This is a genomic window from Embleya sp. NPDC001921 (assembly GCF_053594475.1).
Genome location: NZ_JBSFEO010000036.1, coordinates 32,762 through 56,503 on the forward strand (window position 1 = coordinate 32,762; position 23,742 = coordinate 56,503).

Sequence of the window (23,742 nt, forward strand, 5' to 3'; positions counted from 1 at the left end):
CGAGCCGACCGATGCCGGGACCGACCCCGATCGGCATCGTCGAGGCACCTTGGTCTTGGTTCGCGGGCGACTGCAAGTTGAGTGCACTATAATGCCCTGGGAGTGTCGGTTGGGGAGGCCCGGGAGATGGCGGAAGCGCCGAATGTGGCGGGAGCGATCGCCGCGCGAGTGCGTGATGGGCGCCTCGATCGGAGGTGGACACTCGACGAAATGGCGCAGCGCTGCGGAGTCAGCCGCCGCATGCTTGTGAATATCGAGCAGGGGTCCACGAACCCGAGCATCGCTACGCTCCTGCGCATTGCGGAAGCGCTTGGCGTGGGTTTGCCGTGGCTGGTCGATGTGGTCCGTCCGCCCGCGCTGTTGGTCACACGTGGCGGTACGGCCCCCACGCTGTGGGAGGGGTCGTCGGGCGGGCGGGGTGTGCTCGTGGCCGGGTCCGAGGGGCCTGACGTGATCGAGCTGTGGGACTGGACGCTCGCCCCGGGTGAACGACACGAGAGTACGGCGCACAGCGAAGGCACCCACGAACTCATCCTGGTTCTCGAAGGACGGGTGGAACTGACCGTGGGCACCTCCGCGGAGGTGTTGGCGACTGGTGATTCGGCCTCATTCGCGGGAGACCTTCCGCACGCGTACGCGCACGTTGAGCCGGCCGAAGGGTCGGCCCGCTTCGTCTTGACCGTGCTTCAGCCCAGGCATCGGTCGGTCCGGACGATGACCACCACTCGCGAACGCGGTCGCGGCTCGTCGGCAAGCTCCGCGTCCTGACGCATCTGCTCGGTTCGAGGAGACCGTCACGTGTCCGGGCGCGCCGCCGGAACAGGACCCGGCCGTCCGCCTCGACCCGGACGTGCCCTGCGAGGGGTACCGATCCGGTTGTGCGCTGTTGCCGACGGGCCTGCCGCTGCCGGATCGATGCGGCACCGAGGCGCGGGGCCGACCGAGAGTGGGTAGGCGCAGCGGCGGGCCGGGTGGGTCCCTCATGGGCGCGGCCCGGTTTTCGACCACAAGGTAGGGGGGTCGTTCGGCGCGAGGCGTTCGGTGGTCGCGGTGTCACCGCGGGGCGGCGGCACGACACTTGCGTCGTGGTCGGTCGGCAGGGGCCGCGTGACAACCCATGGGGCGGGTCGGCGTAGACGACGCGTTCGTTTCGGCCGACGGCGGCGGGTCGCGTGCCGAACCGGCGTGTGATGTCTGCGGCGTACGGCGTCCGCAGCCGGTTCTCGGCATGCGGCGATCGGCTGGGCCGGACCGGCGTTCCCGAAGGGCCGCGCTCCTTGATGGCGACGCCCTTCCCCTCTCAATCTTGCACTTTCAGAGCAATATAGTGCACTGTATCGAAGTCGATTCTACCGTGGGAGGAACCTTGTCGATCAAGGAAGACGTGCCCGGCGTGCGGGATACGACCCGGATGCAGACCCGGGTGATCACCGGAGGGCGCCCTGCGGGCGGCGGGCGACCGTTGAACGTTCCGATCGTCATGGCGTCCAACTTCCACAGCGCGGATCACGCAGCCGTAGACGGCGCCCGCGCATACGCCCGCGACGACGCCACCCCGGGCTGGGAGGCGTTGGAGTCGGTGGTCGGCGACCTCGAAGGGGGGTCGGCCGTCGCGTTCTCCTCCGGGATGGCCGCCGCCGCCGCGGTGCTGGACCTTCTACCGGCCGGGTCAAGGGTGATCGCGCCGACCGACTGCTACCTCGGCGTGGGCGCTCTTCTGGCCGACGGCGTGGACAGCGGACGTTGGGACGTCGAAAGGGTCGACGTCACCAACACCGAGGCGGCCCTGGCGGCATTGGCGGGCGATACGCCGGCCGATCTGCTGTGGCTCGAATCCCCGACCAACCCCCTCCTGGAGGTCGCGGATCTCCCCACACTGTGTGCCGCCGGCCGCGCGGCCGGCGGCATCGTTGTCGTCGACAACACGTTCGCCACGCCTCTTCGCCAACAACCCCTGTCTCTGGGTGCGCACATCGTCGTGCACAGTGCCACGAAATTCGTCGGCGGACACTCCGACCTGCTCATGGGTCTCGCCGTCGCGGCGGCGGCCCCTACGGCCGAGCACCTGCGTCATCGACGGGCACTGGCGGGCGCCACTCCCGGGGGACTGGAAACCTTTCTGGCGCTGCGCGGCATCCGAACCCTGGCGATTCGCCTCGAGCGAGGCGAGTGCAACGCCGGCGTCCTCGCCCGCCGCCTGGCCGAGCACCCGGCGGTGACCCGCGTTCGCTACCCCGGCCTGCCCGGCGATCCAGGGCACGCTCGGACAACCGCGCAGACGACCGGCTTCGGGGCGGTCCTCGCCTTCGAACTCGTCGACGCAGCGCACGCCGACGCCGTCTGTGCCGCGGTGCGCGTCGTCACTTCGGCCACCAGTCTCGGCGGCGTCGAGAGCACGATCGAGCGACGCGCCAAACTCCCCGGCCAGGAACACGTCCCGCTCGGCCTGCTTCGCCTCAGTGTCGGTTGCGAACACGTCGAAGACCTGTGGGACGACCTCACCACGGCCATCACCGTAACCCGTACGCGTTGACGCGGACACAAGGCTCGTAGACAGACGCCCCCGCTCGGGCGCCGCTCGCGCTCTCCGCGAGCCGGGCCCGTTGGGCCGGCGAGGAGAACGTACCCATCCCGAGACGGCCTCGGGGTGTTCGTACGGTCGGAGTTGTGAGCGCACGTGGTGCGTGTACCACCTCGGTTGTGGTCGGCGCAGCCGATCTACTCCGTCCGGTGCCGGCGCACTTCGTCCTTGCTCATGAGGGCATCACACGAGCCGTCGAACAAACTGATCTCAGTTCGAATCGCTCCGCAACCGAGTGGGTCGACCCACGAAACCACCCCGTTTCCACGGTGGTTCGAGGTCCTTCATGCCCACCGTCCCGGCGTCTTTTCGAAGGATGTCGCCTTCCCGACCATCCCTCCGGGGCGGGCGACATCCCCTCACCCATGCGATCCGGTTGCGCCGGAACGAGGAGATCGCGATGCATGTACCACCGGATCGATACGAAGCGCGGTTCTCCGCACTGAGAGGTAAACGTGGCCGGGGACGGGCGAGTTCGCGTCGATCGGATGTCAGACCGAGGACGTGGCCCGTCGTCGTGGTGCGCGTACTGGGCGTCCTGTTCGCGGTCGGGACTTTGACGCAGGCGATTGTGGCGGGCCGGTTCGTGACCGGTGATGTGGATCTGCTCCGGGTCCACGGGGCCGTGGGCGGGTCGCTGGTCTTGTTTCCCATGGTGCAGATGGTCGCGGCCGTGCTGCTGTGGTGGTTCGGGCGTGGCCCTGTCTGGTACCTCGCCTATCCGCCCGTGCTGTTCGTCCTGGTCGTCACGCAGATCGGCGCGGGCGGCGCGCGCAATCTGGCCCTGCACATCCCGCTCGGGACGGCCCTCGTGGGTGTCGCAGCCTGGAATCTGACCTGGTCGTTCGGGTTTCGTCGGCATCGGGAGCCGACGATATGAGCCGATACTTGTCGCGTCGGGGATTCCTGGGGTTGAGCGGGGGCGTGGCCCTGTCCGCGGCGGTCGGTTGTTCGACGACCACGACGAGCGGGGAGTTGTTGCGCAGCCGGGCGCGGTTGCCCAAACCGTTCACCGTGCCGTTGCCGATTCCCGCGCAGGCGGTTCCGGTGGTGGACGCGTCGGGGGCGTCACGGTTCGAGGTGGTGCAGCGGGCGGCCGAGGCGGAGATCCTGCCGGGGACGCGGACCACGGTGTGGGGCTACGACGGGACGTTTCCCGGCCCGACGTTTCGGGTGCGGTCGGGACACGAGGCGGTGGTACGGGTGCGGAACGAGTTGGTGGTGCCGACGTCCACGCACCTGCACGGCGGCGTGACCCCGCCCGAGTCCGACGGGTACCCCACCGATCTGGTGATTTCCAAGGGTGGGTACAGCCCGGCCGTGAACGCCGTCCACCAGGCAACGCAGAACGGCGGCCACGGCGGGCACGGCGGGCACGGCGGGCACGGGGCGATGGTGGTGCGCCCGAACCAGTGGACGACACACGCCCACACCAAGGACTACGTCTATCCGCTCGCCCAGCGGGCGGCGACGCTGTGGTACCACGACCATCGGATGGACTTCTCCGGGCCGCAGGTGTGGCGGGGCCTGGCGGGCTTCTTCCTGGTCACGGATGCGGAGGACGAGGCGCTGCCGCTGCCGTCCGGCGAGCGCGACGTCCCGCTGATGATCTGCGACCGCGCGTTCGAGGCCGGCGGGGAGTTTCGCTACCCGGCGTTGGACCCCACCCTGATCGGCAGACCCGGTGTCGAGGACGACTTCATGGAGGGGGTCCTGGGCGATGTCGTCCTGGTCAACGGGGCGCCGTGGCCGGTGCTGGAGGTCGAGGCGGCCAGATACCGGCTGCGCGTGCTCAACGCGTCCAACGCCCGCCGGTACGGGCTGCGGTTGCACCCCGAACCACCGGACGGGAGCCCGGCGTTCGTGCAGGTCGGCAGCGACGGCGGCCTGCTGGAGCGGCCGATGGGGCACGACCGGGTGCCGATCTCCCCGGCGGAGCGATTCGACCTGGTCGTCGACTTCGGTCGCTACCCCGTCGGCACCGAGGTGACGGTGCGCAACACGCTCGGCGAGACCGCCGGTACCCGCGAGGTGATGCGGTTCCGGGTGGTACGCCGGGCCCGTGACGAGTCCCGGATCCCCGAACGGCTTTCGGAGCCGAGGCTGCCGACACGAGGTGACGCGGTGCGGACCCGCACGTTCGACTTCCGACAGACCAAACGCGCAGGCGCACGGATGTGGACGATCAACGGCCGTGTGTTCGACCCCGACGAGCACCTCGCCGACCCGGCGCTGGGCACCGTCGAGTTGTGGCGCCTGTCCAGCGACTTCCACCACCCGGTCCACCTGCACCTGGCCCACTTCGCGGTCGTCGGTCGCGGTGCCGGCGCACCCGCCGCCACGGACGCGGGCTGGAAGGACACGGTGGATGCGCGCCCCTACGAGACCGTCGAAGTCCTCGCCCGCTTCGACGGGTTCAAGGGCCGGTACATGATGCACTGCCACAACCTCGAACACGAGGACATGGCCATGATGGCCAACTTCCGCGTCACGTAGCCATTCGTGCGCCCTGTGGACGTATTCGGATCGAGTGGAGGACGCAGGTGTCGGAGGAGGCAGTGCGGGGCGGCGGACGGGTTTCCGTGGTCACGGCCCTGCATCGCGAGGCGTTGTCGTATCTGCCCGCGGCGGCGGTGTCGCTGGGCAACCAGGGCGCGGCGGTGGATTGGATCGTCTGTTGGGACGGGGACGTCGTTCCGCCGGACGTGATCGAGTTCGTCGAACGGGAGTGCCGTGCGATCGTGCCCGGTGTGCGGCTGGTTCCGGCGGGCCGGGCGGCGGGGCCCTCGACAGCGCGTTCGGTGGCGCTGTCCCATGTGCGCACGGCGTGGACGGCGGTGTTGGACGCCGACGACGAGTGGCTGCCGGGCGGCTTGGACCGGCTCCTCGCGGCGGTCGTGGTGAGCGACGCGCCGTGGTGCGCCGGGCTCACCGTCGACTTTCACGACGACGGCCGACGCGTCGCCTTTCCCCATCATCTGGAGGAAGGGGTTCAGGAGCGTGGGGTGGTGTACGACGCGTTCCTGCGGCTGGGGTTCCTGCCCTTTCACGGGTGTGCGGTGCTGTGGCGGACGTCGGTGTTGTGGGACGTCGGCGGTTGGCCGGCGGTGCCGACGAGCGAGGACACCGCACTGGTGTTGGCAGCGAGTGAACGGCACCCCGGCTACTACCTCGGCGGGGGACCGGTGTATGGATACCGTCGCCATGCGGAACAGACCGTACGCGGCCCCGAGTACGACCGTCGACGCGCGATCGCGAACGCGTACCATCACAGCAGAATCCAGGCCATCCGCGCCACACGCCGAACCACAACGGCGTGAGAATTTCCCGGCGGGGACGATCACGACGACGTGGAAGGCCTGCCGGCGGGGCCCGGGTAACCGAGATCCCGGCGCCGCGGCCTTCGCACGCGGCCGCGTCCTCACCGCCGAGGCCGCCGTCACCGACGAAGCCGGCGCGGGGCCGGGATGAGGATTCGGCTCCGCCCCCACCGGGCAATCGGATCGACAACCGTCTTCGGCAGGCAGCCGGCATACCCGCATCCGCCGATCGGCCGACCCGCCGAGGAAAGCGAAGTGTATGCCGCCGCGTCGGTGCCCGGCGGGGCCGACGGGGAGGCGAGAGTGCCGTTCACCAGCGCCCGTTCACGCCGTGTGCCTCGGACGTCTTGACCGGAGTGAGTGCTCACTCCGATCCTTGCGCCATGGCGACAACCTCCGGTCGGCGAAGAGCACCGGCGATGGATCCCGACAGCCGCCGGGAGATGATCGTTCGTGCCGCGCTTCCTCTCGTGATCGAGCACGGCAGCGCGGTGACCACCCGCCAGGTCGCCCGGGCCGCAGGCATCGGGGAAGGCACCATCTTCCGCGTCTTCGCGGACAAGGAGGAACTCCTGGACGCGTGCGTGAGCGAGGCACTCAGCCCGGCCCACGCCCTCGCCGAACTCGCTTTGGTGCCCATGGAACAGCCGCTCGTCCACCGGTTGACCGAAGCCGCCGCGGCGCTGCACGCCCACTTGGACCGGATCGGCGCGGTGGTCGGTGCGCTCCATGCGACAGGCGGGCGGGGACGAACCGGCCGTTCCGGCGGCTCGGAAACGAGGCGGCGGCGCGCTTCTTCGCCTCCGTCATGGGACTGGACCATCAAGGTGCGGACCGGCATTTCGCACCCGTGCGGATCAACGATTCCCTGACACTGGACTTCATGTCCGTCGAGAATCCGGTCGGCCATCACCTGGCCTTCGACGTGGACCCGTCGTCCTTCGACGGGATCCTTGCCCGGCTTCGCGCCGCCGGGGTGCCCTATGGCAACGATCCCAGCGAGCCCGACAACGGTCGGATCGACCACCCGTTGTGCCCTCGTGGCCCGTACTTCACCGACGACGCCGGAAACCTCTACGAGGTCATGTCCCCCGGATAGCAGCCGTTCCCCGAGTACCGCGCCGACCCGCACCACCCCGCGCCCTGAGGGCGGCACCCACTCGTGCGTGCCGCCCTCGACACCGACACCCCCACCGGCGCTCCTGCCGGGGCCACTCCCGCAGGACGTGGACGACGACCACACCGCACACCACCTCGCCCACGCCCTGTGCGCACCGTTGCCCGGCGGCAGCCACCTCGTCCTCACCCACCTCACGGCGGCTGGCGCGGTGGCTGATGCTCCGTGTCCAGTCCCCGACCGTCCTCAGCTGGAAAAGGTGGCGAGGAGTGCCTGGACGGCGCTGATCACGGGGCCTCCGACGCCCCCGAGGAGGGCGGCGATGCCGGCGATCCGCGTGAGTGGGGCATTCAGCTCCGCTCCGGTCCTGTCCGGCCGGATCTCCAGGACTGCTTCGTCGAGTTCCGCGCGACGCGCGTCGTCCAAGTGTTGACGCAGTGCGTCGATCGCCGCGAGCAGTTTGTCGAGCTCGGATTTGGTATCGGCCGCGCCGACCGTCTTGCCTCCCGCCACGATGTCACCCGAACCCCAGTGGGCCGCCTTGCCGATGCTTCCCGCCCCGTATTGCCGAATCTGTTCGTTGCTCATCATCAACCTGCCGAAATATTGCCGGAACCGAAATGATTGGCCTTGCCGACGCTGTTCGCGCCCGACTGCTGGATGTAGTCGCCGGCGACGGCATGCTGTACGACATAGGTCAGCCGCCTCCCGTCGGGTTTGCCGATCGCCGTGGTGATCTCCTGGACGAGGTAGTCGATCTCATGCCTCGCGGTGCTCCAGACGGCGTCCCGCTGGGTTCCGGCGGTGTTGATGATCAACCCGTGCAATGCCGGGAGGTCCGGCAGATCCCGCAGGTTGGCCCTGCGCCGGTGCAGCAGTACGAGGATGACGGCTGTGGGAACGAGAGCGACGCCCACCGTGACGACGGTGAGGATGCCACCGACGATCGCGACCATCTTTATCTTTGACGTGAGCGCATCGCGGGCTGCGCTGCCATTCCTCCGCACGGGAGGCAGGCTGCGCTGACCCACGTGGGAGATGTTGCGCAGGGGGTACGCGTCACCGCCGACCCATAAAGCACCTGCTTCGATCCGTACCTGGACCGGTCTGTACGCGTCCGTCATCGCGCCGCCTTCGCGCCCGACGAGTCCTCCGGGATCCCGTGGATGGTGTCGCGGGCAAGGTCGGCGAAGGTGTCGACCTCACGCGGCAGCGGGGGCTCGTAGACGTCAGCGGACTCGATGCGCGGTTCTTCGTTCACGCGCGCCTCCTCGGACATGTGGTGGTGAACTCTCCAGCCAGGCCGAGGCTGCCACGCGGAGCGGATGTTCCCCACCCCGCGAGCGCGCGATAATCAATCGATGGTCAAATGAACAATTGCTTGCGGGGGGAGTGCATGTCGGCCAAGCGGGGCCGTCCCGAAAGGCACGTCGACGCGAACGCCGGCCCGACCGAGGCGTTCGCTCAGGGGCTGCGCGACCTGCGTGCCGAGGCGGGTCTGACATACGCGCAGATGGCGCGCCGGGCGCACTTCGGCGCCAGCACGCTTTCGCAGGCGGCAACCGGGATGCGCCTTCCCAGCCTCGACGTTGCCCTGGCCTACGTCCGTGCCTGCGGAGGTGACGAGAGCGCTTGGAAGACGCAGTGGGAGGATGCCCACGCCGCGACGGATCGTCCTGAGGAACCGAGTCGGGTGTCCGGCGGGGAGGACGGAAGCACGCCCGGTTGGCTCGCCGCCGAAACGACCAGCTTCATCGGGCGCGAGCCCGAACTGGAGACGGCCCTGACCCTCTTGCAGCAGGCCCGGCTGGTGACACTGACCGGCGCGGGCGGCGTCGGCAAGACCCGGCTCGCCATGCGGATCGCGCGCCAGGCGGCCGGTGCGTACCGCGACGGCGTGCGCGTCGTGGAGCTGGCCGACCTGAGCGATCCCGGCGTCCTCGCCGAAGTCGTGGCCTCCGCACTTGCCCTGGGGGACGATCCGGCGCGCGACGCGGCTACCGCGCTGGTCACCGAACTCGCCCCAATGAACCTGCTGTTGGTCCTCGACAACTGCGAGCACCTGCACGCGGCATGTGCCGCGCTCGCACAGACGTTGCTGCGGGCCGCGCCCGGCGTGACGATCCTGACGACGAGCCGACAGGCGCTCGCGGTGGGTGGGGAGCACGTGTTCGCGGTTGCGCCCCTGGTACTACCCGTGGACGGCCCCGCGCCCAGCGCGCACGAAGCGCAACGGTACGACGCGTTACGGCTGTTCGCCGACCGTGCCACGGCGGTCCAGCCGGGGTTCCGGCTGACCGATGACAACGTGGCCGTCGTCACCACCCTGTGTCGTCGCCTGGACGGACTGCCGCTGGCCATCGAACTCGCGGCACGATGGCTGCGTGTCCTCACAGTCGGCCAACTCCTGGCGCGACTGGACGAGACGTTCACGCTCGCGTCGATGGTCGATCCGACCGCGCACCCCCGGCATCGCACGATGCGCGCGCTGCTCGACTGGAGCCGCGATCTGTGCACCGACAACGAACGCGGAGCGTGGGCTCGGGCATCCCTGGCCGTCGGGACCATGCCCCTCGAACTGGTCGAGGAACTCGTCGCCGTTCCCCAGCCGCTGGCGGCCGTCTCCGGGATCGTCGACAAGTCCCTGCTGGTCCCGGTCTCGGACGGCGAGGTCACACGCTTCCAGATGCCGGAGACCATCAGGGCCTACGGTCTCACCCTGCTGGACGGCGAGCACGCCGCGGCAGCACGGCTCCGCCACCTGACCTGGTGCCGGCGGCTGGCGGAGGACGCGGAGAAGCAGTGGTACGGCCCGGCACAGGTGGCCGCCTTCGCACGTATCCGCAAGGAGCACCACCACGTGCGCATGGCCCTGTCGGCCCAGTCCGGGGCCGGGGCCGCCGACCGTATGCGCACCGCCGCGTCCCTGTGGCTGTACTGGATCGCCTGCGGGCACCTGAACGAGGGACGCCGGGCACTCGAAGCGGCGCTCGCGCAGAATCCGACCCCCGGCCCGCACCGTGCGTACGCGGTCTGGGCGTGCGGCTTCGTCGCGTTGGTGCAAGGTGACCTGTCCGCAGCGGCCCGCCATTGCGACGCGGCCGAGGCGTACGCCCGGCGCTCGGATCTCCGGGGCATCGAAGGCCGCGCGAAGATGGTTCGCGGCCTCATTCACCTGTTCAGCGACGAACTCGACGCGGCCGTCTCCGAGTCCCGCGCGGCATTGGCGGCGAGCGAGGCGGCTGCGGACTTGTTCTGCCGGCAATTGTCCCTCGCACAACTTGCTTTGACCCATACCTACAGGGGAGAGCTCGACGCAGCCTGGCGCCGGTACGCGGACGTGATCCCGATGGCGGAGGACATGGGCGAACAATGGCATCTGTCCTATGTGCGCTGGATCATGGGATTGACCCACCTGGAGACCGGCAATCCGGCCGCCGCGGTGCTGCCGATGCGGCAGTGCGTACAGACCAAACGCCGCTTCAACGACTGGGTCGGGGCCGCTGCGGCGGTGGAGGGGTTGGGATGGGCAGTCGCACAACTCGGTGACCCGGAGACGGCCGCGCACCTCGTCGGCGCTGCGGAGGCAATCCGACCGGCCGGAGCCGTGGGCTTGTTCGGTATGCATCGGCTGACGGCGGACAGCGCCCGCCACAACGCGCTGATCAGCGACGTTCTCGGCGAGCCCAGGTTCACCGCGGCCTACCGTGCGGGCGCCCTCCGGACGAAGCAGGAAGCCTTGGATTTCGCGCTCGCCTCGACCGAGACGGTGGGATGACGGCGGGTTCCCGCGTCGGGCCGCGGCGATGCCGCGCCCGGTGTTGCCTGGCCTGCCGATGAGTCAGGTGGGGCGGCCCGCCGGCAGACGCGATGCCATCCCCTCGCCTGTCACCGCCCCGGCCGGCGTCGACCGGCCGGGCGAGCGCTACGCCTGAGCTTGCTGAGACGCCACTGGTCGCGTCGACGTCCTGTGCCGCTTCGACGACGCGATGCCTGACACCCTCGCCAACCACCGCCCGCGTGAGCCGGAACTCGGCCTCGGGTCCGGCTCCGACCGGGGCAGGCGTTCCGCTGGTGGTCGGCGCGGTCGGCGGGGTCGGCTGGGCGGCCGGCTGTTTCGTCGGCGACCAGGTCGGGGCCTCGTCGGGTGCGGCCTCGGTGTCGGCGAGGATCAGGCCGCGGTGTTGCGCCGGACAGCGGGGGAAGGGAAGGCGGCCGCGTTCGAGCTGGGCGATCAGGTCGTCGACGGTGGCGGCCATGTTCCGCCGCCACGGAGTGTCGCCGTCCCCCGGAATGCGGCGCACGACGCCCACGGCACGGTCCGACCACTGCTGAAACAGTGACATGCGTCACGGGCGCGCGAGTGGCCACGGAAGCGTTACGCCTTCCGAACCTCGCCTACTTATCGTGCTTTGTCCGACTGGAGACGACCAATCCGCTTCTCGGTCGAATTGAGCATCCCGGTGAACGGGATCCCATGTGTCATTTTCGATGGCCATAGGCGTTTCCGATCGCCGATCACCAATTTCGCACCACCCGGTGACCACGCCACAGGCATGACTGTCCGCCTCGAGTCAAGTCTGCCGTCCGGCTCCGCACCGCACACGGGCGCCGGTACTTGCGAGCCCGTTCGCGGACTTCCAACAATGGCGGCCCGCCGGCGTCCGACGGCCCCGGTAACAGGACGCTACGCCGAAACCAAGTGAGGTCACGCATGCGGAAGCACCGTAGAACGCAATACAAAAAGAAGATGGCCATAGCCGCCGCCACCCTGGGCATCATCGGCGTACCCACCGCCGCCATGGCCTGCATAGCCTCCCAGGGCCCGGGCGCGACGAAGAACGCCGCGGGCGCGACGAGGAACGTCGGCAACCAGAGCACGCACCCGTTCTTCAGTCAGCCCCTCCCCGGCACACCGGTCCCCAGCCGGACGGACAGTGCGACGAACAGTGCGGCCGATCCGACCGGGGGAACCCAGCCGACCGCGAAGACCACTCACACTCCGCACAAGCGCAAGCCCACCGGGAAGGCCAAGGCCCCCACCTCGACGGCGCCGACACAGGCTGACCCGACCCGGCCGACGAACCCGGTCGGCAAGCCGACCACCGCGGCAAGCACACCCCCCATCGCGGCGGCATCGACACAGCCTGACCCGACCCGGCCGACGAACCCGGTCGACAAGCCGACCACCGCGGCAAGCACGCCCCCCACCTCGACGGAGCCGACCACCACACCCCCCACCTCGACGGAGCCGACCGCGCCCCCCGCCCCGACGAAGCCGACCGCGCCGGCCGACACGCAGAAGCCGACCACCCCGGCCGTTCCGTCCTCGGGCCCCGTCGCCGAGGTGGTGAGCCTCGTCAATCAGGAGCGCGCCAAGGCAGGATGTTCGGCACTCACCGTCAACGCGAAACTGACGGCCGCCGCCCTGCAGCACAGCCAGGACATGGCCGCCCACGCCAACATGTCGCACACCGGCTCCGACGGCTCCGACGCGGGCGAGCGCATCACCCGCGCCGGCTACACGTGGAAGACCTACGGCGAAAACATTGCCTACGGCTACAGCACGGCCCAGCAGGTCATGACCGGCTGGATGAACAGCCCCGGACACAGGCAGAACATCCTCAACTGCGCCTTCAAGGAGATCGGCGTCGGCCTCGCGGGCCCGAACTCCTACTGGACGCAGAACTTCGGCACGGCCCGCTGACAGCACCGGCCCGCCAGTACCGCCGGCCGGTTCCCAATATCCGCAACACCGGCCGGCGGATGCGGATCGCCCACGGCGCGCACCACGGCTCGCCGCACCTCCCCGGCGCCCCACCCCCGCCCGCACGCCGCTCCCGGACCTCGGGCCGGGAGCCGCAGAAGTGCCACGTCTGCCACGGCACGGCCCGGCCGGGGCGCTTGTTCACCGCGACCCCAACACGTCGCAGCGGACCGTCGCTTCGGGTGCGGTGCGTTGTGGTCAGCCGGTTCCCCAGTGGACGGTGCGCGGTCGATCAGGGGAGGCATGGCCCAGGCCGGCCGCCGCGAAGTCCCGTGTGCGGTCCACGTGACCAGGGCCCGGACGCGGGAGGGTCGGGGGAATCCCTACGCGGCAGCCGGCACCGACCGTCAACCGCTCGGCCGCCGGGTCCGTGCGGAACAACTCGTCCTCCCACTCGCGGGGAAGCCCGGTCACCGGCGAGGGCCCGGACCCGCGCGGCTCCCACACAGCGTCGAGCGGAATCCTCGCCGGTTCGTCCGGCCGGGAGAACATCGGCCAGTGGCCTGTGTCCATCCTGACCAACTCCCACTGCTCACCGGCGAGCAACCCGGCCACCTCGTGGCTCGGATCCGCGCCGTCGAGCAGGCACTTGACGTACGTCGTCGGAAACTCGTCCAGGGGACGGGTCAGCACGGCCGGCTCCGTCGGTGAGGCGCCCGGTGCGGGGTGGCGCCGTCGACGAACCGCGCGATCCGGTCGTCGGTGAGGCCCTGGCCGTCGAAGTCACCCGCGTTCGGCGGCACCCACACGCCCCCGTTCGCGGCGATCGCGGCCCGACCCGGTCGGCCCCTCCCACCGGGAGGACACGAACGACTCGCCGTCGACCGGGACATCGGCGTCGATGAGGAAGTGCGCCTGGTCCGAGAAGCCGGCGGACGCGGCGGCGTCCGCCTGGTGTCAGACCACCGGGGCGCCACCGGGACTGCTCCCGGCTGCCTCAGCGATCGCCCTCGCCGTACGCTGCCGCGATCTCCTGCGACGACGCCCAACGGCTGTAGGCCGGCGACCGGGGCCAGCCCTCGGGGAGGTCCTGCCAGTCCTCTTGGCGGCCGTAGGGCAGGAGATCGACCAGGCCGAACAGGTGGCTCAGTTGCTCGGTGCCGCGGCCGTCGGTGTGCCAGGTGCGGTAGACCGTGTCGCCGTGGCGCAGGAACACGTTGACCGCGAACCCGCCGTTCGGCGGGGCGCCGACATCGCTGCCGAACGTGCTGTTCGCGGTCGAGTACCACGTCATCGTGTTTCCGACCTTGCGCTTGTAGGCGAGGGCCTCGCCGATGGGGCCCTGGGTGACTATCACGAACCGGGCGGCGAACTTCTCCAGGGCGGCGAGCCGGGTGAACTGGGAGGTGAAGCCGGTGCAGCCTTGGCATTGCCACTCGGCGCCCTCGTGCCACATGTGGTTGTAGACGATCAGTTGGGGATGATCCCCGAAGACTTCGGCGAGCCGGACGGGGCCCGCCTCGCCCTCCAGCACGTAGTCGGGCATCTCCACCATCGGCAGCCGACGGCGCTGGGCCGCGATGGCGTCGAGCTCGCGGGTGGCGGCCTTCTCCCGCACGCGCAGAGCGGCCAGGCTCTTCTCCCAGGTGGAAGCGTCGACGACGGGTGGCAACGCGTTGCCATTGGTGGACATGGTGCCTCCAGGCGGTGGTCGGTTGTCTCTCTCCCGGTAACGACTCCGCGCCCGGTCGAAACTCATCGGTGACCCCCCGTCGGAGCGCCCCGCGCCCGTGAAGTCCCGGTGCGGCAGGGAGCAACCGTCGTTCTCCCAGCGCGGCGCGGCGCGGCGGGGTCAGGCCCGTCACGGTGATGCGGAACTGACGCTCCGTAACGTCACGGGCCGTCTCTGTCAAAGCCCGTCGTGGGCCGGCGGCCGCCGTACCGGAGCCAGGCCTCCTACCCGGACCGATGCCGTCCCCGACGCCGGCCAACTGCCCTGCCACACCGGTGTCGCACCGCACCTGCTCCGGGATCTCGACGCCGCGAGGGCAGGGCTCACCCTGGAATGGGGGACGAGCATGAGGTTGCGCGCGTGGGCCGTCAGGATGACAGGGACCCGGTACATCCCGGCGCGGGCGGGTTGCGCGCAGATCCCCGCGGACGGGCAGGTGTTGTAGGTGCGGCCGTCCGGGAGACGGCCCGCCCAGGCGGGGAGTGTCCGGTTCCGGGGCGGGGCGACGTCCGAGTCGTGCCGGGTGAACCCTCACGTCGGCCGTTCCGGACGGCGCCACGTCCGTGGCGGATGGGGGTGGGTGCTTCGGTTCGTGTCGTTGCGCTGTGAGCGGCGTCCTGTGACCGTGAGGGTCCGGCGACGCCGAACGCAGGCCTTGTTCCGAGGGTGCACGGAAGGGGCACGGAAGGGGCACGGAAGGGGCATACAGGGGTGATGACCTGCATGTACGCACCCTTCGTCGAAGCGTGGGCGCGTGCGGTCGCCGCCCTCGACGACACCGACACACCGGCACCGACAACCGGGCCTGGAAACATCCGGCACCCGGATCACCGGGATCAACCTCTTCCGCGACACCCGGCGGCTGTTCCCGCTCTTCGCCCTTCCGGACCGATTGGACCCCGCCTGACCGACGACGCGGTCCCACAGGGCCCCTGCGAAAAATGGGACGCCACGCTCCAACGCGGCGCGACGTCGAACACGCGTCGTGACCATCGAGGGGAACGCTCGGGGTGGTCAGGGCTGTTCAGCCCGGTCGGCAATGCAGAGCCACGAAGGCTGCCCGGTTCCGGCAATGGGACGATGCGCAACGGCACCGCACATCCCGCAGCACCGACAACGCACCGACCGGCGCCGATTCGCGCAACCACAGCACCGGTCACGGCGATCGCCGGCGGCCCGGCTCGGGAACCCACGGCCGCTCCAGGAACGTGTCGATCATCTTCAGCCGCGGCTCTCGTTCCTGGGGATTGCGCCCGCCGGCACGGGCTTCGACGTACCGCTCGACCGTCTTCGGGTGGTGTCTCGCCAAGGTCGCCGCCGACCGGACGGTCCCGGTCAGGTCATACGTCTCAAGGATTTCCACGATCTCTTTGTCGGACTTCGTCAGGGCGTCGTCGCGCGTGCACATGCACGGCACTTCACCGTATTTGCGAGTTACCCACCTCGTGGGCCCATTCGGATACGGATCGGCCTGTTCAGATGCAGATCACGATCTTTCCTCGGGTGCGTCCGCGCTCGGCGTGCGCGTGGGCCTCGGCGATCCGCTCCAGGGGGTAGGCCTGTTCGATACGGGGTGTGTAGCGGCCTTGCCCGCCCAGTTCCGCCGCCGCGGACAGGAGAGTGGAATCGTTCGCCGCGTTGACCACATACGTGCCCAGGCGCTGCCCGCCCGCGTGGTCGGCGACCGTCGCGACGCGCTTCGGGTCGCCTGTGATCGCGACGAGGTCGTCCAGGGAGCCGGAGGCCGCGGTGTCGAGCACGATGTCGACGCCGTGCGGAGCGAGGGTGGTGAGGCGCTGGGCGAGGCCGGGGCCGTAGGTGGTGGGAACGGCGCCGAGCGCGGTGAGGAACTCGTGGTTGCGTTCGCCGGCTGTCCCGATCACGGTGGCACCTCGCGCCACCGCGATCTCGACCGCCGCGCTGCCCACGCCTCCGGCGGCGCCCTCGACGAGAAGGGTGCGCCCCGCGAGGGAGCCGAGCGCGTTCAGTCCACCCATCGCGGTCACGGACGCGAGACCGGCGCCCGCGGCCTGCTCGCCGTTCCACGTATCGGGGGTGTGCGCCCAAGCCGAGAGGACGAGCAGCTCCGCGGTCGCCCCGGTGACACCGCCCAGCCCGAAGACCCGGTCGCCGATGCTCACCCCCCGCACCCCGTCGCCGATCTCGTCGACCACACCGGCGCCGTCGCGCCCGGGAATGGCGGGCAGCTCCAGGGGAATCAGCAGGTGCAGGGCGCCGGCGCGCAGCTTCCAGTCGATGGGATTGACGCCGGCCGCCGCGACGCGGACACGGATCTCACCGGGTCCGGGGTGGGGGTCGGGGGCCTGCTCGATCACCAGGTTCTCCGCTCCGCCGTATGTGTGGAACCGGGCTGCGCGCATAGTGATCTGCCTTAGTTCGACGGGCCGGAATGACGTGTTCATCCGACGCTCGTCACTCTAGAACCTGACGTTGACGTGAGGTGCAAGCCGCAACTGCCGCCCGGCCGGAGGAGGGCGGGCGCGGATGGGTGAGGTTGCCGAGCGGGCGGGGGTGGGCATGGGGGCCTGCGCCACTACGAGGGATCACGCCGCCCGTCACGGTCGACACCCATGCGCCCTCGGGCGGGTTCGACGATCCCGGCACGACGCGAGGACGGCCGTGCGTACGCGAACCCGCGTGAACGCCCTCGGGGCCGCCACCGAGTCATGATCAATCTCGGCGCTGAAAACGGTTCGCTCGGCCCCCGGAGCTGCCGCCGGAGCCGGCATTGCTAGCCTGAACCTGACGTCGACGTGAGGTACGAGCAGGAAGGGAGTGACCTGCGTCATGCGCATCGGACAGCTCGCCAGGCAGTCGGGGGTCAGCGTGCGGGCCCTGCGCTACTACGAGGAACAGCGGCTCCTGGAATCGACGCGGACGCCCGGTGGACAGCGTGACTATCCCGACGAAGCCCTGGAGCGGGTCCAGCTCATCCAGGACCTCTTCGCGGCCGGCCTCTCCAGCCGTACCGTCGTCGAACTCCTGCCGTGCGTGAGCACCGGCGTCGCGACGCCCGCCATGCTCGACCAGCTCATCATCGAACGCGACCGCATCGCCGCACGCATCCAGAACCTGACCCGGGCCCAGATCAAACTCGGCCGCGTGATCGAGAATGTGACCGCGGCGAACGTGGCGCAGGACTGATCAACCCGTCGCGAGGGGTGGGCCCCGACCTGTCCGGCATCCACCGGGCACTGGCCGGCCACGGGAAGCCCCAGGCGTATCCGGAGGCCGTCGAACCAGCATTCGTCGCCCCCGCTACCCCGGACACACGTTGGGCAGCGGCGGGCGGGGCAGGCCGCGGCCGACCACGGTGCCGGCACACCGCAGGACCGGTCAGCCGCAACCTCTCCAACCGGACAACGCCCACGAGCGGATAGCAACGGTCCGGGCGGCCTGCGGCTGGATCGACCACGCCATCGATACCGGAGCGAGACCGTGCCGAGCTGCGGAGCTTGCGTCGCGGGCTGCCGCGTCCTTGCGACGGGAAGTCGGCTGATCGGTGGAACTATGACCCGCCGTCGAAGCCGGCCCACCGGCCGTGAACCGGGAACGGTTCGCCCCCGGGAGGGCGTTGAGGCCACTTCCGGTGGGTGGTGCCTTGGTCGTGAGGACGGGCCGAGGTCGGATATTCGGTGTTCTGCCCGGCCGGTGAGGACGCACGATGGTGCGCATGACTTTGGCCACTCCCTTGCTGCACACCGCGCGCCTGCGACTGCGACCCTTCACCGACGCCGATGCGGACCCCCTCTTCGCGTTGCACAGCAGCACCCTCGTGATGCGCTTCTGGGATTCCGCGCCGTGGGTCGAACGGGCCCGCGCCGACCGCTTCATCGCGATGTGCCGGAAGATGGCGGACGAAGGCGCCGGGGCGCGGGTGGCCATCGACCGTGCTTCTGACGGGGCCTTCGTCGGCTGGTGCGGTCTGACCGACTGGGATCCGGACTTCCGCAGCGCGTCGTTGGGGTACTGCCTAGACGATGCCGTGTGGGGCCACGGCTACGCGACGGAAGCCGCGTATGCCTTGCTGCGGTGGGCATTCGACACACTGGACCTGAATCGGGTTCAGGCCGAGACCGATACGCGCAACGTGGCATCCGCCCGGGTCCTGGAGAAGATCGGATTCGTGCGGGAAGGGACGCTGCGGGAAGAATGCATCGTGAACGGCGAGGTATCCGACACGTGGGTGTTCGGGTTGATCAGGCGAGAGTGGCGGCCGCCGACCGTGCCGATACCAGCCCGCTGAGAGGCCGTTACATCCGTCTCCGGTACAGGCCGCCGCGTCCGCGGCTGGGTGAGGACGTCTCGGCGGGAGAGACGGACGAGGCGGGCGCGACGGCCGAGGCGGGAGCGGGTGATGTTCACCGTGGCCTCGTCGGTGGGCAGGCCGAGGAGCCTGTGGAGTTCGCGGGCGCGGATCGGTTTCGCGGGGTGCTCGTTGAACACTGCCAGGGATTTGCTGGTAAGTATCGGCGGTCGGTTCGGGCGGCGGTTCGCTCCCAGGGGGAGTGGGAGTGGGAGTCAGGCTCTCAACGATCTTCCGGGTGGTGGTCGGTTCGGCGAGTCGGCCCGCTTGCTCGGTGAGGGTCGCCGTCGGCTCGGGGTGAGTTGCCGACGCAGGCCGCAACCCGCTCCTCGTCGATGACACGGGCGGGCGTGGCACGGGAGCGTCCTCCAACTGTCGGTAGGGAAAAGGGAGGCGACGTGTCCTTCGGTCGCCGACGTGGTTGCCGGGACGATCGAGGTGGTCGTTCGGCGACTCGTCGACGTTGCCGCCTCCCCTTTCCCGAACAGGACCCGGCTACAGGGCCGTTGCGTTCCGTGGGGCCGGTGGAATCGTCGTGCTCCACTGACCGCGAGTGATGTTCATGGTGCCGTCGGGGTCGATGGTCACGCCGGCCCCGTATTCCGGGAGTCCTCCGTCGGAGAGCCAGCGGTGGCGGATCTCGTCCAGGGCGTCCCACAGTCGTCGTGGGCCGGCCTGGTGGACCGTGGGGGCCTCGCCGCGCCGGCCGGTGGCTCGTGCCCACGAGCCGTCCTCGTGGACCATGATCGCGGTGCGTACGCCGTCGGTGTCCTCGTCGTAGCCGTGTGCGATGCCGGGGGCCGCGAGTGCGAGGGCGGATCGCAGTTCCCAGGACTCGTCGACGCGGACGACGGGGTATCGGCCGGTGGTGACGTCGTCGGCGTCGGCGGTCCAGGCGGGGCCGGTGTCGGGTGGGGGCGGGTAGTCGTCTCCGGTGCGCGTCGCCATGAAGCCCGCGCGGTCGGGGAGGACTTGGCCCTTCGCCCCTCCGTCGGGGGTCTTGTCGGCGGCGACGACCAGACCTGTCCCGGCCAGGTTGGTGACCAGACGGCCGCCCTCCTTGAGGTTGGCGAGCCAACTCGGGGGGACGCCGGGGAGGCCGACGGTGGACACGATGCGGTCGTGGCGGCCGGGCAGGGGCCCGGTGATGTCGCACACGAGCATCGTGGGGGCGGCTCCCGCAGAGGCGAGTCGACCCCGGGCTGCGTCGACCAGGTGCGGATCCACGTCGATGCTCGTGACGTGACTCTCGCCCAGGCGTCGGGTGAGCAGGGCGGTGCCGTAGCCGGTGCCGGTCACGCACAGGACGTCGTTGTCGTCATCGATCAGGGCGTGGCGGTACATCGCCACGACCAGGGTCGGCAGCGTGGACGAAGACGTGGGCAATCCGGTGGGGTGGTCGTCCTCGGCGGCGTGGTCGGCGTGCAGGGAGCCGATGCGCGTGACGAACGTGCGGTCCTCGTACAGGCGCGGCCACAGGTCGGGGTGTGCGGCACCGTCGCGCAGGGTCCATCCCTGGTCGGGGACGTACTGCCACCAGCGAGGCGCGAACACGTGGCGGGGTGTGGTGGCGATCGGCTCGTGCCAGCGCGAGGACGGGCGCGTCACCCGATCGGCCAGTGTCGCGGCGTGGGGTCGCCAGTTCATGGGGTCTTCTTTCGACGCGACGGACCGAACGGGTCGATGCCGGGCGAGGGTTGGCAGGAGTCTTCGTTGGGCGTGCACGACTGGGGCACGCACGCTTCGCGGCCCGGGGCGTCGAACGGGTCGATACCGGGCGAGGGTTGGCAGGAGTCCTCCCTCGGCGTGCACGTCTCGGGCGCGCAGGCATTCGCGCGCGGCGGCGGAACGCGTGAGGCGATCGCCTGCCAGGGCTCGCTGTGGACGATCGTGGCGAGGGCCGAGGTGTGTACGTTGCCGCCGTTGCCGAGCCCGGCGGACATGGTGCAGCCTGCGACGGTTCCGTCGGGCAGGACCGCGGCTCGGCCCCGGGTGCAGTGTCCGCACAGTTCGGCCGCGACGTTTGTGTCGCTTTCGGCGGCGCGGCCGATGGCACGTCGGCGGTCGATGCCGATGCTGTGGACGCCCATGGCGCGCAGCATCGCCTCGGCCTGGGCGATGCGCTGGTCGTCGCGGGTCTTGATGATGCCCACGCGCAGGGGGATGGCGAAGCGGAGGGCCTTCGCGATGTTGTCGACGATCTTTCCGTGGGATCCGTGGTGGGTGATCGCCCGGTGTTCGGCGGGGTCGTCGCTGTAGAAACTCGTCGCCAGGGTCACGCCGGGCCGGCGGAGCACGGGCCACATCCGTTTACGGACGTGGATGAGGTTGCTGAAGACTTCGATCGTCAGGCCCAGGTCGAGGGCGTGGTCCACCAGTTCGGGCAGGTCGGAGTGGAGCAGCGGTTCGCCGCCGATCAGTTGGATCTGCTTCACACCCATGTCGGCGGCCTGGTCCAGGACGTTCAGCCAGTCCTCGCGGGTCATGTCGCCCGAGGTTCCGCCCGGTCCGGACCAGTTGTAGCAGTGGTCGCAGCCGGCCTGACATTGGCGGGTGATGTCGAGCCAGAGGAAGCGGAGCTCGTGTTCGTGCGTGCGGGTCGGGCGTGCCACAGCGGTTGTCATGGTGCGGTTCTGCCTTTCGAGGGTGATTGGTTCGATGACCGATGCCCCGGGTTCAGACTCTCGCTTCGGGGACCGGTTCGTAGTGGTTTCGGCGAGCGGGGGGCGGCAGCCGGGGGCATGCCGAGCGTGGAGGCCATGGCCTCCCGTAAGCGGCGACTGCTCCCGGGCGGCACGAGCCTGGCCGCGACGTTCACCGCGTGGATGGCGGCTTGGATCAGTTCGTCGGCGTCGAGAGGCGTCGTGTCCGGTGTGTCGGGGAGTTGGGCCAGGTATTCGGCGGTGACCCGGCCGGCGGCGGCGAGCGGAAACTCGCACAGCAGGCCGAGTACGGCCGCCTCGGCTTCCGCCGGGTTCAGGCTCAGCACCTCGGTGAGGCCGTGCACGGATCCGCGGCCGGTCGGAACCGACACGTGGTACTGCTCGGCATCGCCGGCGTGACACCTGCCGTGCCTGGGATACTTGGAGATCCGCACGTCGGGTTCGACGGCGTTCGGGTGGCTCACGACGGGTCTCCGGGCGCAGGCAGGTTCGTCAGGCCCAGACGGACGAGCACGTCGAATCCGTCCGGTCGCACGGCGGCCCACCTCTCCGACTCGCAGGCGTCGGAGCCGACCGGGCCGGTCGCGGCCATCTCCAGCAGCACTGCGAACCTGCCCTCGGTCAGGTGCGGCGCGCCGTCACCGACAACGGCGGTCAGTCCCTTGTTGTAGTGCCGCACGGCCTCGCGCAGCGCGTCGCAGGTGAGTGCGTGGCGCCCGAGGAGAGTGACGACATCGGCCAGGTTCGCCCCGAACGGCCCGTAGGCAGGGGTCATTCCGCATCCCAGCAGCCATGGGAGCCCCGACTCCTCGACACGCACGTCCATGGGCCCCATCGACCACACCACCGTTTCGGCGGGCAGGGCCAAGGCGGCCTCGACGCTGCCCGGGGGAATCAACGACCGATCGGGGTGGTCGGCGGGCAGACTGGCGGCACACGCGAGGCCGACGCGGCGCTGATCGGCGAAAACCGCGAGCTCCAACGCGAGTTCGCGCGAACGAGCAAGGAGCGCCGTGCCGTCGTTGATCGATGCGATCGTGAGGGCGAGGTGAAATGCCCCGTCGAGGCGACCGATCCCCTCGGCGCCCGGGTTCAGGGTGGTCGCGCCCACCATCACGGTGGGCGTCGCGGTGCTCCACTCGAACGGTGCCAGGTTGCCCAACCAGTCCTCACCGAACACGGACGACACCTGCGCCACGCGCGCATCGGACAAGGCGCCGCCCTCGGCCCATGCACGCAGGCGGGGGAGCAGGGCGAGGGTCGTGGCCAGGGGGGACCTCCTCGCCGCCCGGACATTCCTTCGGCCGGACTTCTCCGGCGGGTCGAACTCGGTCATGACACTCCAGACGCGGATTTCACGGTGCCGCCGTACATCCCGACCGGGAGGCCGGTGGATGGCCGCCGGGAACGCTTGGGCTCATCCCCGGCGGCCGGGTCGTGTCGCGCGCCCCTCAGAAGAACGCGCGACACGGGAACGGGCCGGTACCGCCCGGGGGGCGGGCGGTACCGGCGGTCGCACCGGATCAGGCCGCGACCGCCTTGGTAGTACTCGATGACCGACTCATAGTCGGGGGGACTTGAGACCGTCGGTCGCTTCGGCCGCCGGCTCACGACTCGCCGGCCTAGGCCGCCTGCGCGAGGCAGCAATCGTTCCCCGTTTCCGGGCAATCGAAGGCGACGCGAATGATCTTTTGCGGGGCGACGCCCGACACCCCGTCACGCCGGAGCACGACGAACTGCCGAGTCAGCATCATGACCAGCGGCAGTCCACGTCCGTGCTCGTCATCATCGCCGGTCATCAGGTGAACGAGCGGGGGTTTGTGCGGGGCTTCGTCCCCGACGTCGATGAGCAGAAGATCGTCACGCCGTATCCACTCCACTGTCACCATGCCCGAACCTACGTGGCTGACCGCGTTGCTCACCAACTCGGAAACCACCAGCACTGCGGCATTGATCTGCTCATCGTCCATGCGGGCCGCGCGGCACACGCCGCGAATGTGTATACGGGCCAGCCCCGGCGCTTGCCGCGACATCGGCAGTTTGACCAAGGATGCAGGTTGGTTCGACAGTGCGAACTGCGTGGACATGGCGGGAACTCCCCTTGCTGAATGGTGCTCAGGGCATGTCGAAAAGCGGCGGACGGTGACCTACCGCGCCGATCGAGATGGTCTTGCGTAGGCGGAGATGTGCGCTCCGTCACGTGGTTCAGGTTGGTTCCAGCCGAAGGTTCCAGTCAAGCGCATGCCAGGCATTGCCGGGCATTGCCAAAACTTGCCGGCACAAGCGAACATCCAA

At 69.9% G+C, this 23,742-nt stretch carries 23 protein-coding genes and 2 pseudogenes; 12 read left to right on the forward strand and 13 right to left on the reverse strand.

All coding sequences use genetic code 11. The features are described from left to right. The first annotated feature begins 126 nt into the window (after positions 1-126). From ACWCPW_RS34425 to ACWCPW_RS34455, 7 genes are all read left to right on the forward strand, one after another. The gene (locus ACWCPW_RS34425; RefSeq protein ID WP_449765497.1) at positions 127-768 is read left to right on the forward strand and encodes a helix-turn-helix domain-containing protein; all 642 of its coding nucleotides are present in this window, start codon (positions 127-129) and stop codon (positions 766-768) included. A gap of 349 nt (positions 769-1,117) precedes the next feature. Further along, entirely contained in the window at positions 1,118-2,533 is a 1,416-nt protein-coding gene (locus ACWCPW_RS34430; protein WP_449765498.1) for a trans-sulfuration enzyme family protein, read from the forward strand. Between the two features lie 565 nt (positions 2,534-3,098). Beyond that, positions 3,099-3,461 carry a hypothetical protein gene (locus ACWCPW_RS34435; protein WP_402235663.1) on the forward strand — a complete coding sequence of 121 codons (363 nt, stop codon included), beginning with the start codon at positions 3,099-3,101 and terminating at the stop codon, positions 3,459-3,461. Further along, complete coding sequence (locus ACWCPW_RS34440) at positions 3,458-5,077, forward strand: multicopper oxidase family protein (RefSeq protein WP_449765499.1); 1,620 nt, start codon at positions 3,458-3,460, stop codon at positions 5,075-5,077. Before ACWCPW_RS34435 ends, ACWCPW_RS34440 begins: the two co-directional genes overlap by 4 nt. A 47-nt stretch (positions 5,078-5,124) precedes the next feature. Continuing rightward, on the forward strand, positions 5,125-5,901 hold the full coding sequence (locus tag ACWCPW_RS34445; protein ID WP_449765500.1) for a glycosyltransferase family 2 protein: 777 nt from the start codon (positions 5,125-5,127) through the stop codon (positions 5,899-5,901). Positions 5,902-6,320: 419 nt separating this feature from the next. Further along, on the forward strand, positions 6,321-6,773 hold the full coding sequence (locus ACWCPW_RS34450; protein ID WP_449765501.1) for a TetR/AcrR family transcriptional regulator: 453 nt from the start codon (positions 6,321-6,323) through the stop codon (positions 6,771-6,773). 11 nt (positions 6,774-6,784) lie between these two features. Continuing rightward, positions 6,785-7,000, forward strand: a complete 216-nt coding sequence (locus ACWCPW_RS34455; RefSeq protein ID WP_449765502.1) for a hypothetical protein — start codon at positions 6,785-6,787, stop codon at positions 6,998-7,000. Positions 7,001-7,264: 264 nt separating this feature from the next. On the opposite strand, the gene ACWCPW_RS34460 is transcribed toward ACWCPW_RS34455, so the two are convergent. The 3 genes from ACWCPW_RS34460 to ACWCPW_RS34470 are packed head-to-tail and all read right to left on the reverse strand — an operon-like array spanning position 7,265 to position 8,279. Next, entirely contained in the window at positions 7,265-7,606 is a 342-nt protein-coding gene (locus ACWCPW_RS34460; protein ID WP_449765503.1) for a hypothetical protein, read from the reverse strand. Between the two features lie 2 nt (positions 7,607-7,608). Next, complete coding sequence (locus tag ACWCPW_RS34465) at positions 7,609-8,142, reverse strand: DUF6232 family protein (RefSeq protein ID WP_449765504.1); 534 nt, start codon at positions 8,140-8,142, stop codon at positions 7,609-7,611. Further along, positions 8,139-8,279 (reverse strand): hypothetical protein, encoded by a 141-nt coding sequence (locus ACWCPW_RS34470; protein ID WP_449765505.1) that lies wholly within the window; start codon positions 8,277-8,279, stop codon positions 8,139-8,141. Before ACWCPW_RS34470 ends, ACWCPW_RS34465 begins: the two co-directional genes overlap by 4 nt. Before the next feature lie 135 nt (positions 8,280-8,414). On the opposite strand from ACWCPW_RS34470, the gene ACWCPW_RS34475 reads away from it, so the two are divergent. Next, the gene (locus tag ACWCPW_RS34475; RefSeq protein ID WP_449765506.1) at positions 8,415-10,796 is read left to right on the forward strand and encodes an ATP-binding protein; all 2,382 of its coding nucleotides are present in this window, start codon (positions 8,415-8,417) and stop codon (positions 10,794-10,796) included. 972 nt (positions 10,797-11,768) lie between these two features. Then, a complete protein-coding gene (locus ACWCPW_RS34480; protein ID WP_449765507.1) occupies positions 11,769-12,725 on the forward strand; it encodes a CAP domain-containing protein in 957 nt (318 codons plus the stop codon). A gap of 504 nt (positions 12,726-13,229) precedes the next feature. Here the strand turns inward: ACWCPW_RS34480 and ACWCPW_RS34485 are convergent. From ACWCPW_RS34485 to ACWCPW_RS34495, 3 genes and pseudogenes are all read right to left on the reverse strand, one after another. Then, positions 13,230-13,628: pseudogene (locus tag ACWCPW_RS34485) on the reverse strand (alpha/beta hydrolase); the annotation flags it as partial. Between the two features lie 94 nt (positions 13,629-13,722). Beyond that, positions 13,723-14,418: a DUF899 family protein gene (locus tag ACWCPW_RS34490; RefSeq protein ID WP_449765508.1), complete on the reverse strand. Its 696-nt coding sequence runs from the start codon at positions 14,416-14,418 to the stop codon at positions 13,723-13,725. A gap of 378 nt (positions 14,419-14,796) precedes the next feature. Beyond that, positions 14,797-14,949 (reverse strand): annotated as a pseudogene (locus tag ACWCPW_RS34495) (GP88 family protein); the annotation flags it as partial. 262 nt (positions 14,950-15,211) lie between these two features. On the opposite strand from ACWCPW_RS34495, the gene ACWCPW_RS34500 reads away from it, so the two are divergent. After that, positions 15,212-15,364, forward strand: a complete 153-nt coding sequence (locus ACWCPW_RS34500; RefSeq protein ID WP_449765509.1) for a hypothetical protein — start codon at positions 15,212-15,214, stop codon at positions 15,362-15,364. Positions 15,365-15,613: 249 nt separating this feature from the next. Here the strand turns inward: ACWCPW_RS34500 and ACWCPW_RS34505 are convergent, their stop codons facing one another. Together ACWCPW_RS34505 and ACWCPW_RS34510 are read right to left on the reverse strand one after the other, a co-directional pair. Continuing rightward, a complete protein-coding gene (locus ACWCPW_RS34505) occupies positions 15,614-15,865 on the reverse strand; it encodes a hypothetical protein (RefSeq protein ID WP_449765510.1) in 252 nt (83 codons plus the stop codon). Between the two features lie 67 nt (positions 15,866-15,932). Continuing rightward, the gene (locus ACWCPW_RS34510) at positions 15,933-16,838 is read right to left on the reverse strand and encodes an NADP-dependent oxidoreductase (RefSeq protein ID WP_449765584.1); all 906 of its coding nucleotides are present in this window, start codon (positions 16,836-16,838) and stop codon (positions 15,933-15,935) included. A gap of 427 nt (positions 16,839-17,265) precedes the next feature. On the opposite strand from ACWCPW_RS34510, the gene ACWCPW_RS34515 reads away from it, so the two are divergent. Both ACWCPW_RS34515 and ACWCPW_RS34520 read left to right on the forward strand, forming a co-directional pair. Continuing rightward, positions 17,266-17,622, forward strand: a complete 357-nt coding sequence (locus ACWCPW_RS34515; RefSeq protein WP_449765511.1) for a MerR family transcriptional regulator — start codon at positions 17,266-17,268, stop codon at positions 17,620-17,622. 529 nt (positions 17,623-18,151) lie between these two features. Then, entirely contained in the window at positions 18,152-18,724 is a 573-nt protein-coding gene (locus ACWCPW_RS34520) for a GNAT family N-acetyltransferase (protein ID WP_449765512.1), read from the forward strand. A 555-nt stretch (positions 18,725-19,279) separates the two neighbouring features. Here the strand turns inward: ACWCPW_RS34520 and ACWCPW_RS34525 are convergent. The 5 genes from ACWCPW_RS34525 to ACWCPW_RS34545 form a co-directional block, all read right to left on the reverse strand. Beyond that, on the reverse strand, positions 19,280-20,431 hold the full coding sequence (locus tag ACWCPW_RS34525) for a protein-L-isoaspartate O-methyltransferase family protein (protein WP_449765513.1): 1,152 nt from the start codon (positions 20,429-20,431) through the stop codon (positions 19,280-19,282). After that, the gene (locus ACWCPW_RS34530; protein ID WP_449765514.1) at positions 20,428-21,408 is read right to left on the reverse strand and encodes a radical SAM protein; all 981 of its coding nucleotides are present in this window, start codon (positions 21,406-21,408) and stop codon (positions 20,428-20,430) included. The genes ACWCPW_RS34525 and ACWCPW_RS34530 overlap by 4 nt, the downstream gene beginning before the upstream one ends. After that, positions 21,405-21,911, reverse strand: a complete 507-nt coding sequence (locus tag ACWCPW_RS34535; protein WP_449765515.1) for a hypothetical protein — start codon at positions 21,909-21,911, stop codon at positions 21,405-21,407. The genes ACWCPW_RS34530 and ACWCPW_RS34535 overlap by 4 nt, the downstream gene beginning before the upstream one ends. Beyond that, a complete protein-coding gene (locus ACWCPW_RS34540) occupies positions 21,908-22,783 on the reverse strand; it encodes a hypothetical protein (RefSeq protein ID WP_449765516.1) in 876 nt (291 codons plus the stop codon). Before ACWCPW_RS34540 ends, ACWCPW_RS34535 begins: the two co-directional genes overlap by 4 nt. A 286-nt stretch (positions 22,784-23,069) precedes the next feature. Next, positions 23,070-23,534, reverse strand: a complete 465-nt coding sequence (locus ACWCPW_RS34545) for an ATP-binding protein (protein ID WP_449765517.1) — start codon at positions 23,532-23,534, stop codon at positions 23,070-23,072. Between the last annotated feature and the right edge of the window lie 208 nt (positions 23,535-23,742).

What these genes read in the sequence shown, in the direction of transcription:
- ACWCPW_RS34425 (WP_449765497.1), top strand. Translation starts at nt 127, where the DNA reads ATGGCGGAAGCGCCGAATGTGGCGGGAGCGATCGCCGCGCGAGTGCGT.
- ACWCPW_RS34430 (WP_449765498.1), top strand. Translation starts at nt 1,118, where the DNA reads ATGGGGCGGGTCGGCGTAGACGACGCGTTCGTTTCGGCCGACGGCGGC.
- ACWCPW_RS34440 (WP_449765499.1), top strand. Translation starts at nt 3,458, where the DNA reads ATGAGCCGATACTTGTCGCGTCGGGGATTCCTGGGGTTGAGCGGGGGC.
- ACWCPW_RS34450 (WP_449765501.1), top strand. Translation starts at nt 6,321, where the DNA reads ATGGATCCCGACAGCCGCCGGGAGATGATCGTTCGTGCCGCGCTTCCT.
- ACWCPW_RS34455 (WP_449765502.1), top strand. Translation starts at nt 6,785, where the DNA reads ATGTCCGTCGAGAATCCGGTCGGCCATCACCTGGCCTTCGACGTGGAC.
- ACWCPW_RS34460 (WP_449765503.1), bottom strand. Translation starts at nt 7,606, where the DNA reads ATGAGCAACGAACAGATTCGGCAATACGGGGCGGGAAGCATCGGCAAG.
- ACWCPW_RS34465 (WP_449765504.1), bottom strand. Translation starts at nt 8,142, where the DNA reads ATGACGGACGCGTACAGACCGGTCCAGGTACGGATCGAAGCAGGTGCT.
- ACWCPW_RS34475 (WP_449765506.1), top strand. Translation starts at nt 8,415, where the DNA reads ATGTCGGCCAAGCGGGGCCGTCCCGAAAGGCACGTCGACGCGAACGCC.
- ACWCPW_RS34480 (WP_449765507.1), top strand. Translation starts at nt 11,769, where the DNA reads ATGGCCATAGCCGCCGCCACCCTGGGCATCATCGGCGTACCCACCGCC.
- ACWCPW_RS34490 (WP_449765508.1), bottom strand. Translation starts at nt 14,418, where the DNA reads ATGTCCACCAATGGCAACGCGTTGCCACCCGTCGTCGACGCTTCCACC.
- ACWCPW_RS34505 (WP_449765510.1), bottom strand. Translation starts at nt 15,865, where the DNA reads ATGTGCACGCGCGACGACGCCCTGACGAAGTCCGACAAAGAGATCGTG.
- ACWCPW_RS34510 (WP_449765584.1), bottom strand. Translation starts at nt 16,838, where the DNA reads ATGCGCGCAGCCCGGTTCCACACATACGGCGGAGCGGAGAACCTGGTG.
- ACWCPW_RS34515 (WP_449765511.1), top strand. Translation starts at nt 17,266, where the DNA reads ATGCGCATCGGACAGCTCGCCAGGCAGTCGGGGGTCAGCGTGCGGGCC.
- ACWCPW_RS34520 (WP_449765512.1), top strand. Translation starts at nt 18,152, where the DNA reads ATGACTTTGGCCACTCCCTTGCTGCACACCGCGCGCCTGCGACTGCGA.
- ACWCPW_RS34525 (WP_449765513.1), bottom strand. Translation starts at nt 20,431, where the DNA reads ATGAACTGGCGACCCCACGCCGCGACACTGGCCGATCGGGTGACGCGC.
- ACWCPW_RS34530 (WP_449765514.1), bottom strand. Translation starts at nt 21,408, where the DNA reads ATGACAACCGCTGTGGCACGCCCGACCCGCACGCACGAACACGAGCTC.
- ACWCPW_RS34540 (WP_449765516.1), bottom strand. Translation starts at nt 22,783, where the DNA reads ATGACCGAGTTCGACCCGCCGGAGAAGTCCGGCCGAAGGAATGTCCGG.
- ACWCPW_RS34545 (WP_449765517.1), bottom strand. Translation starts at nt 23,534, where the DNA reads ATGTCCACGCAGTTCGCACTGTCGAACCAACCTGCATCCTTGGTCAAA.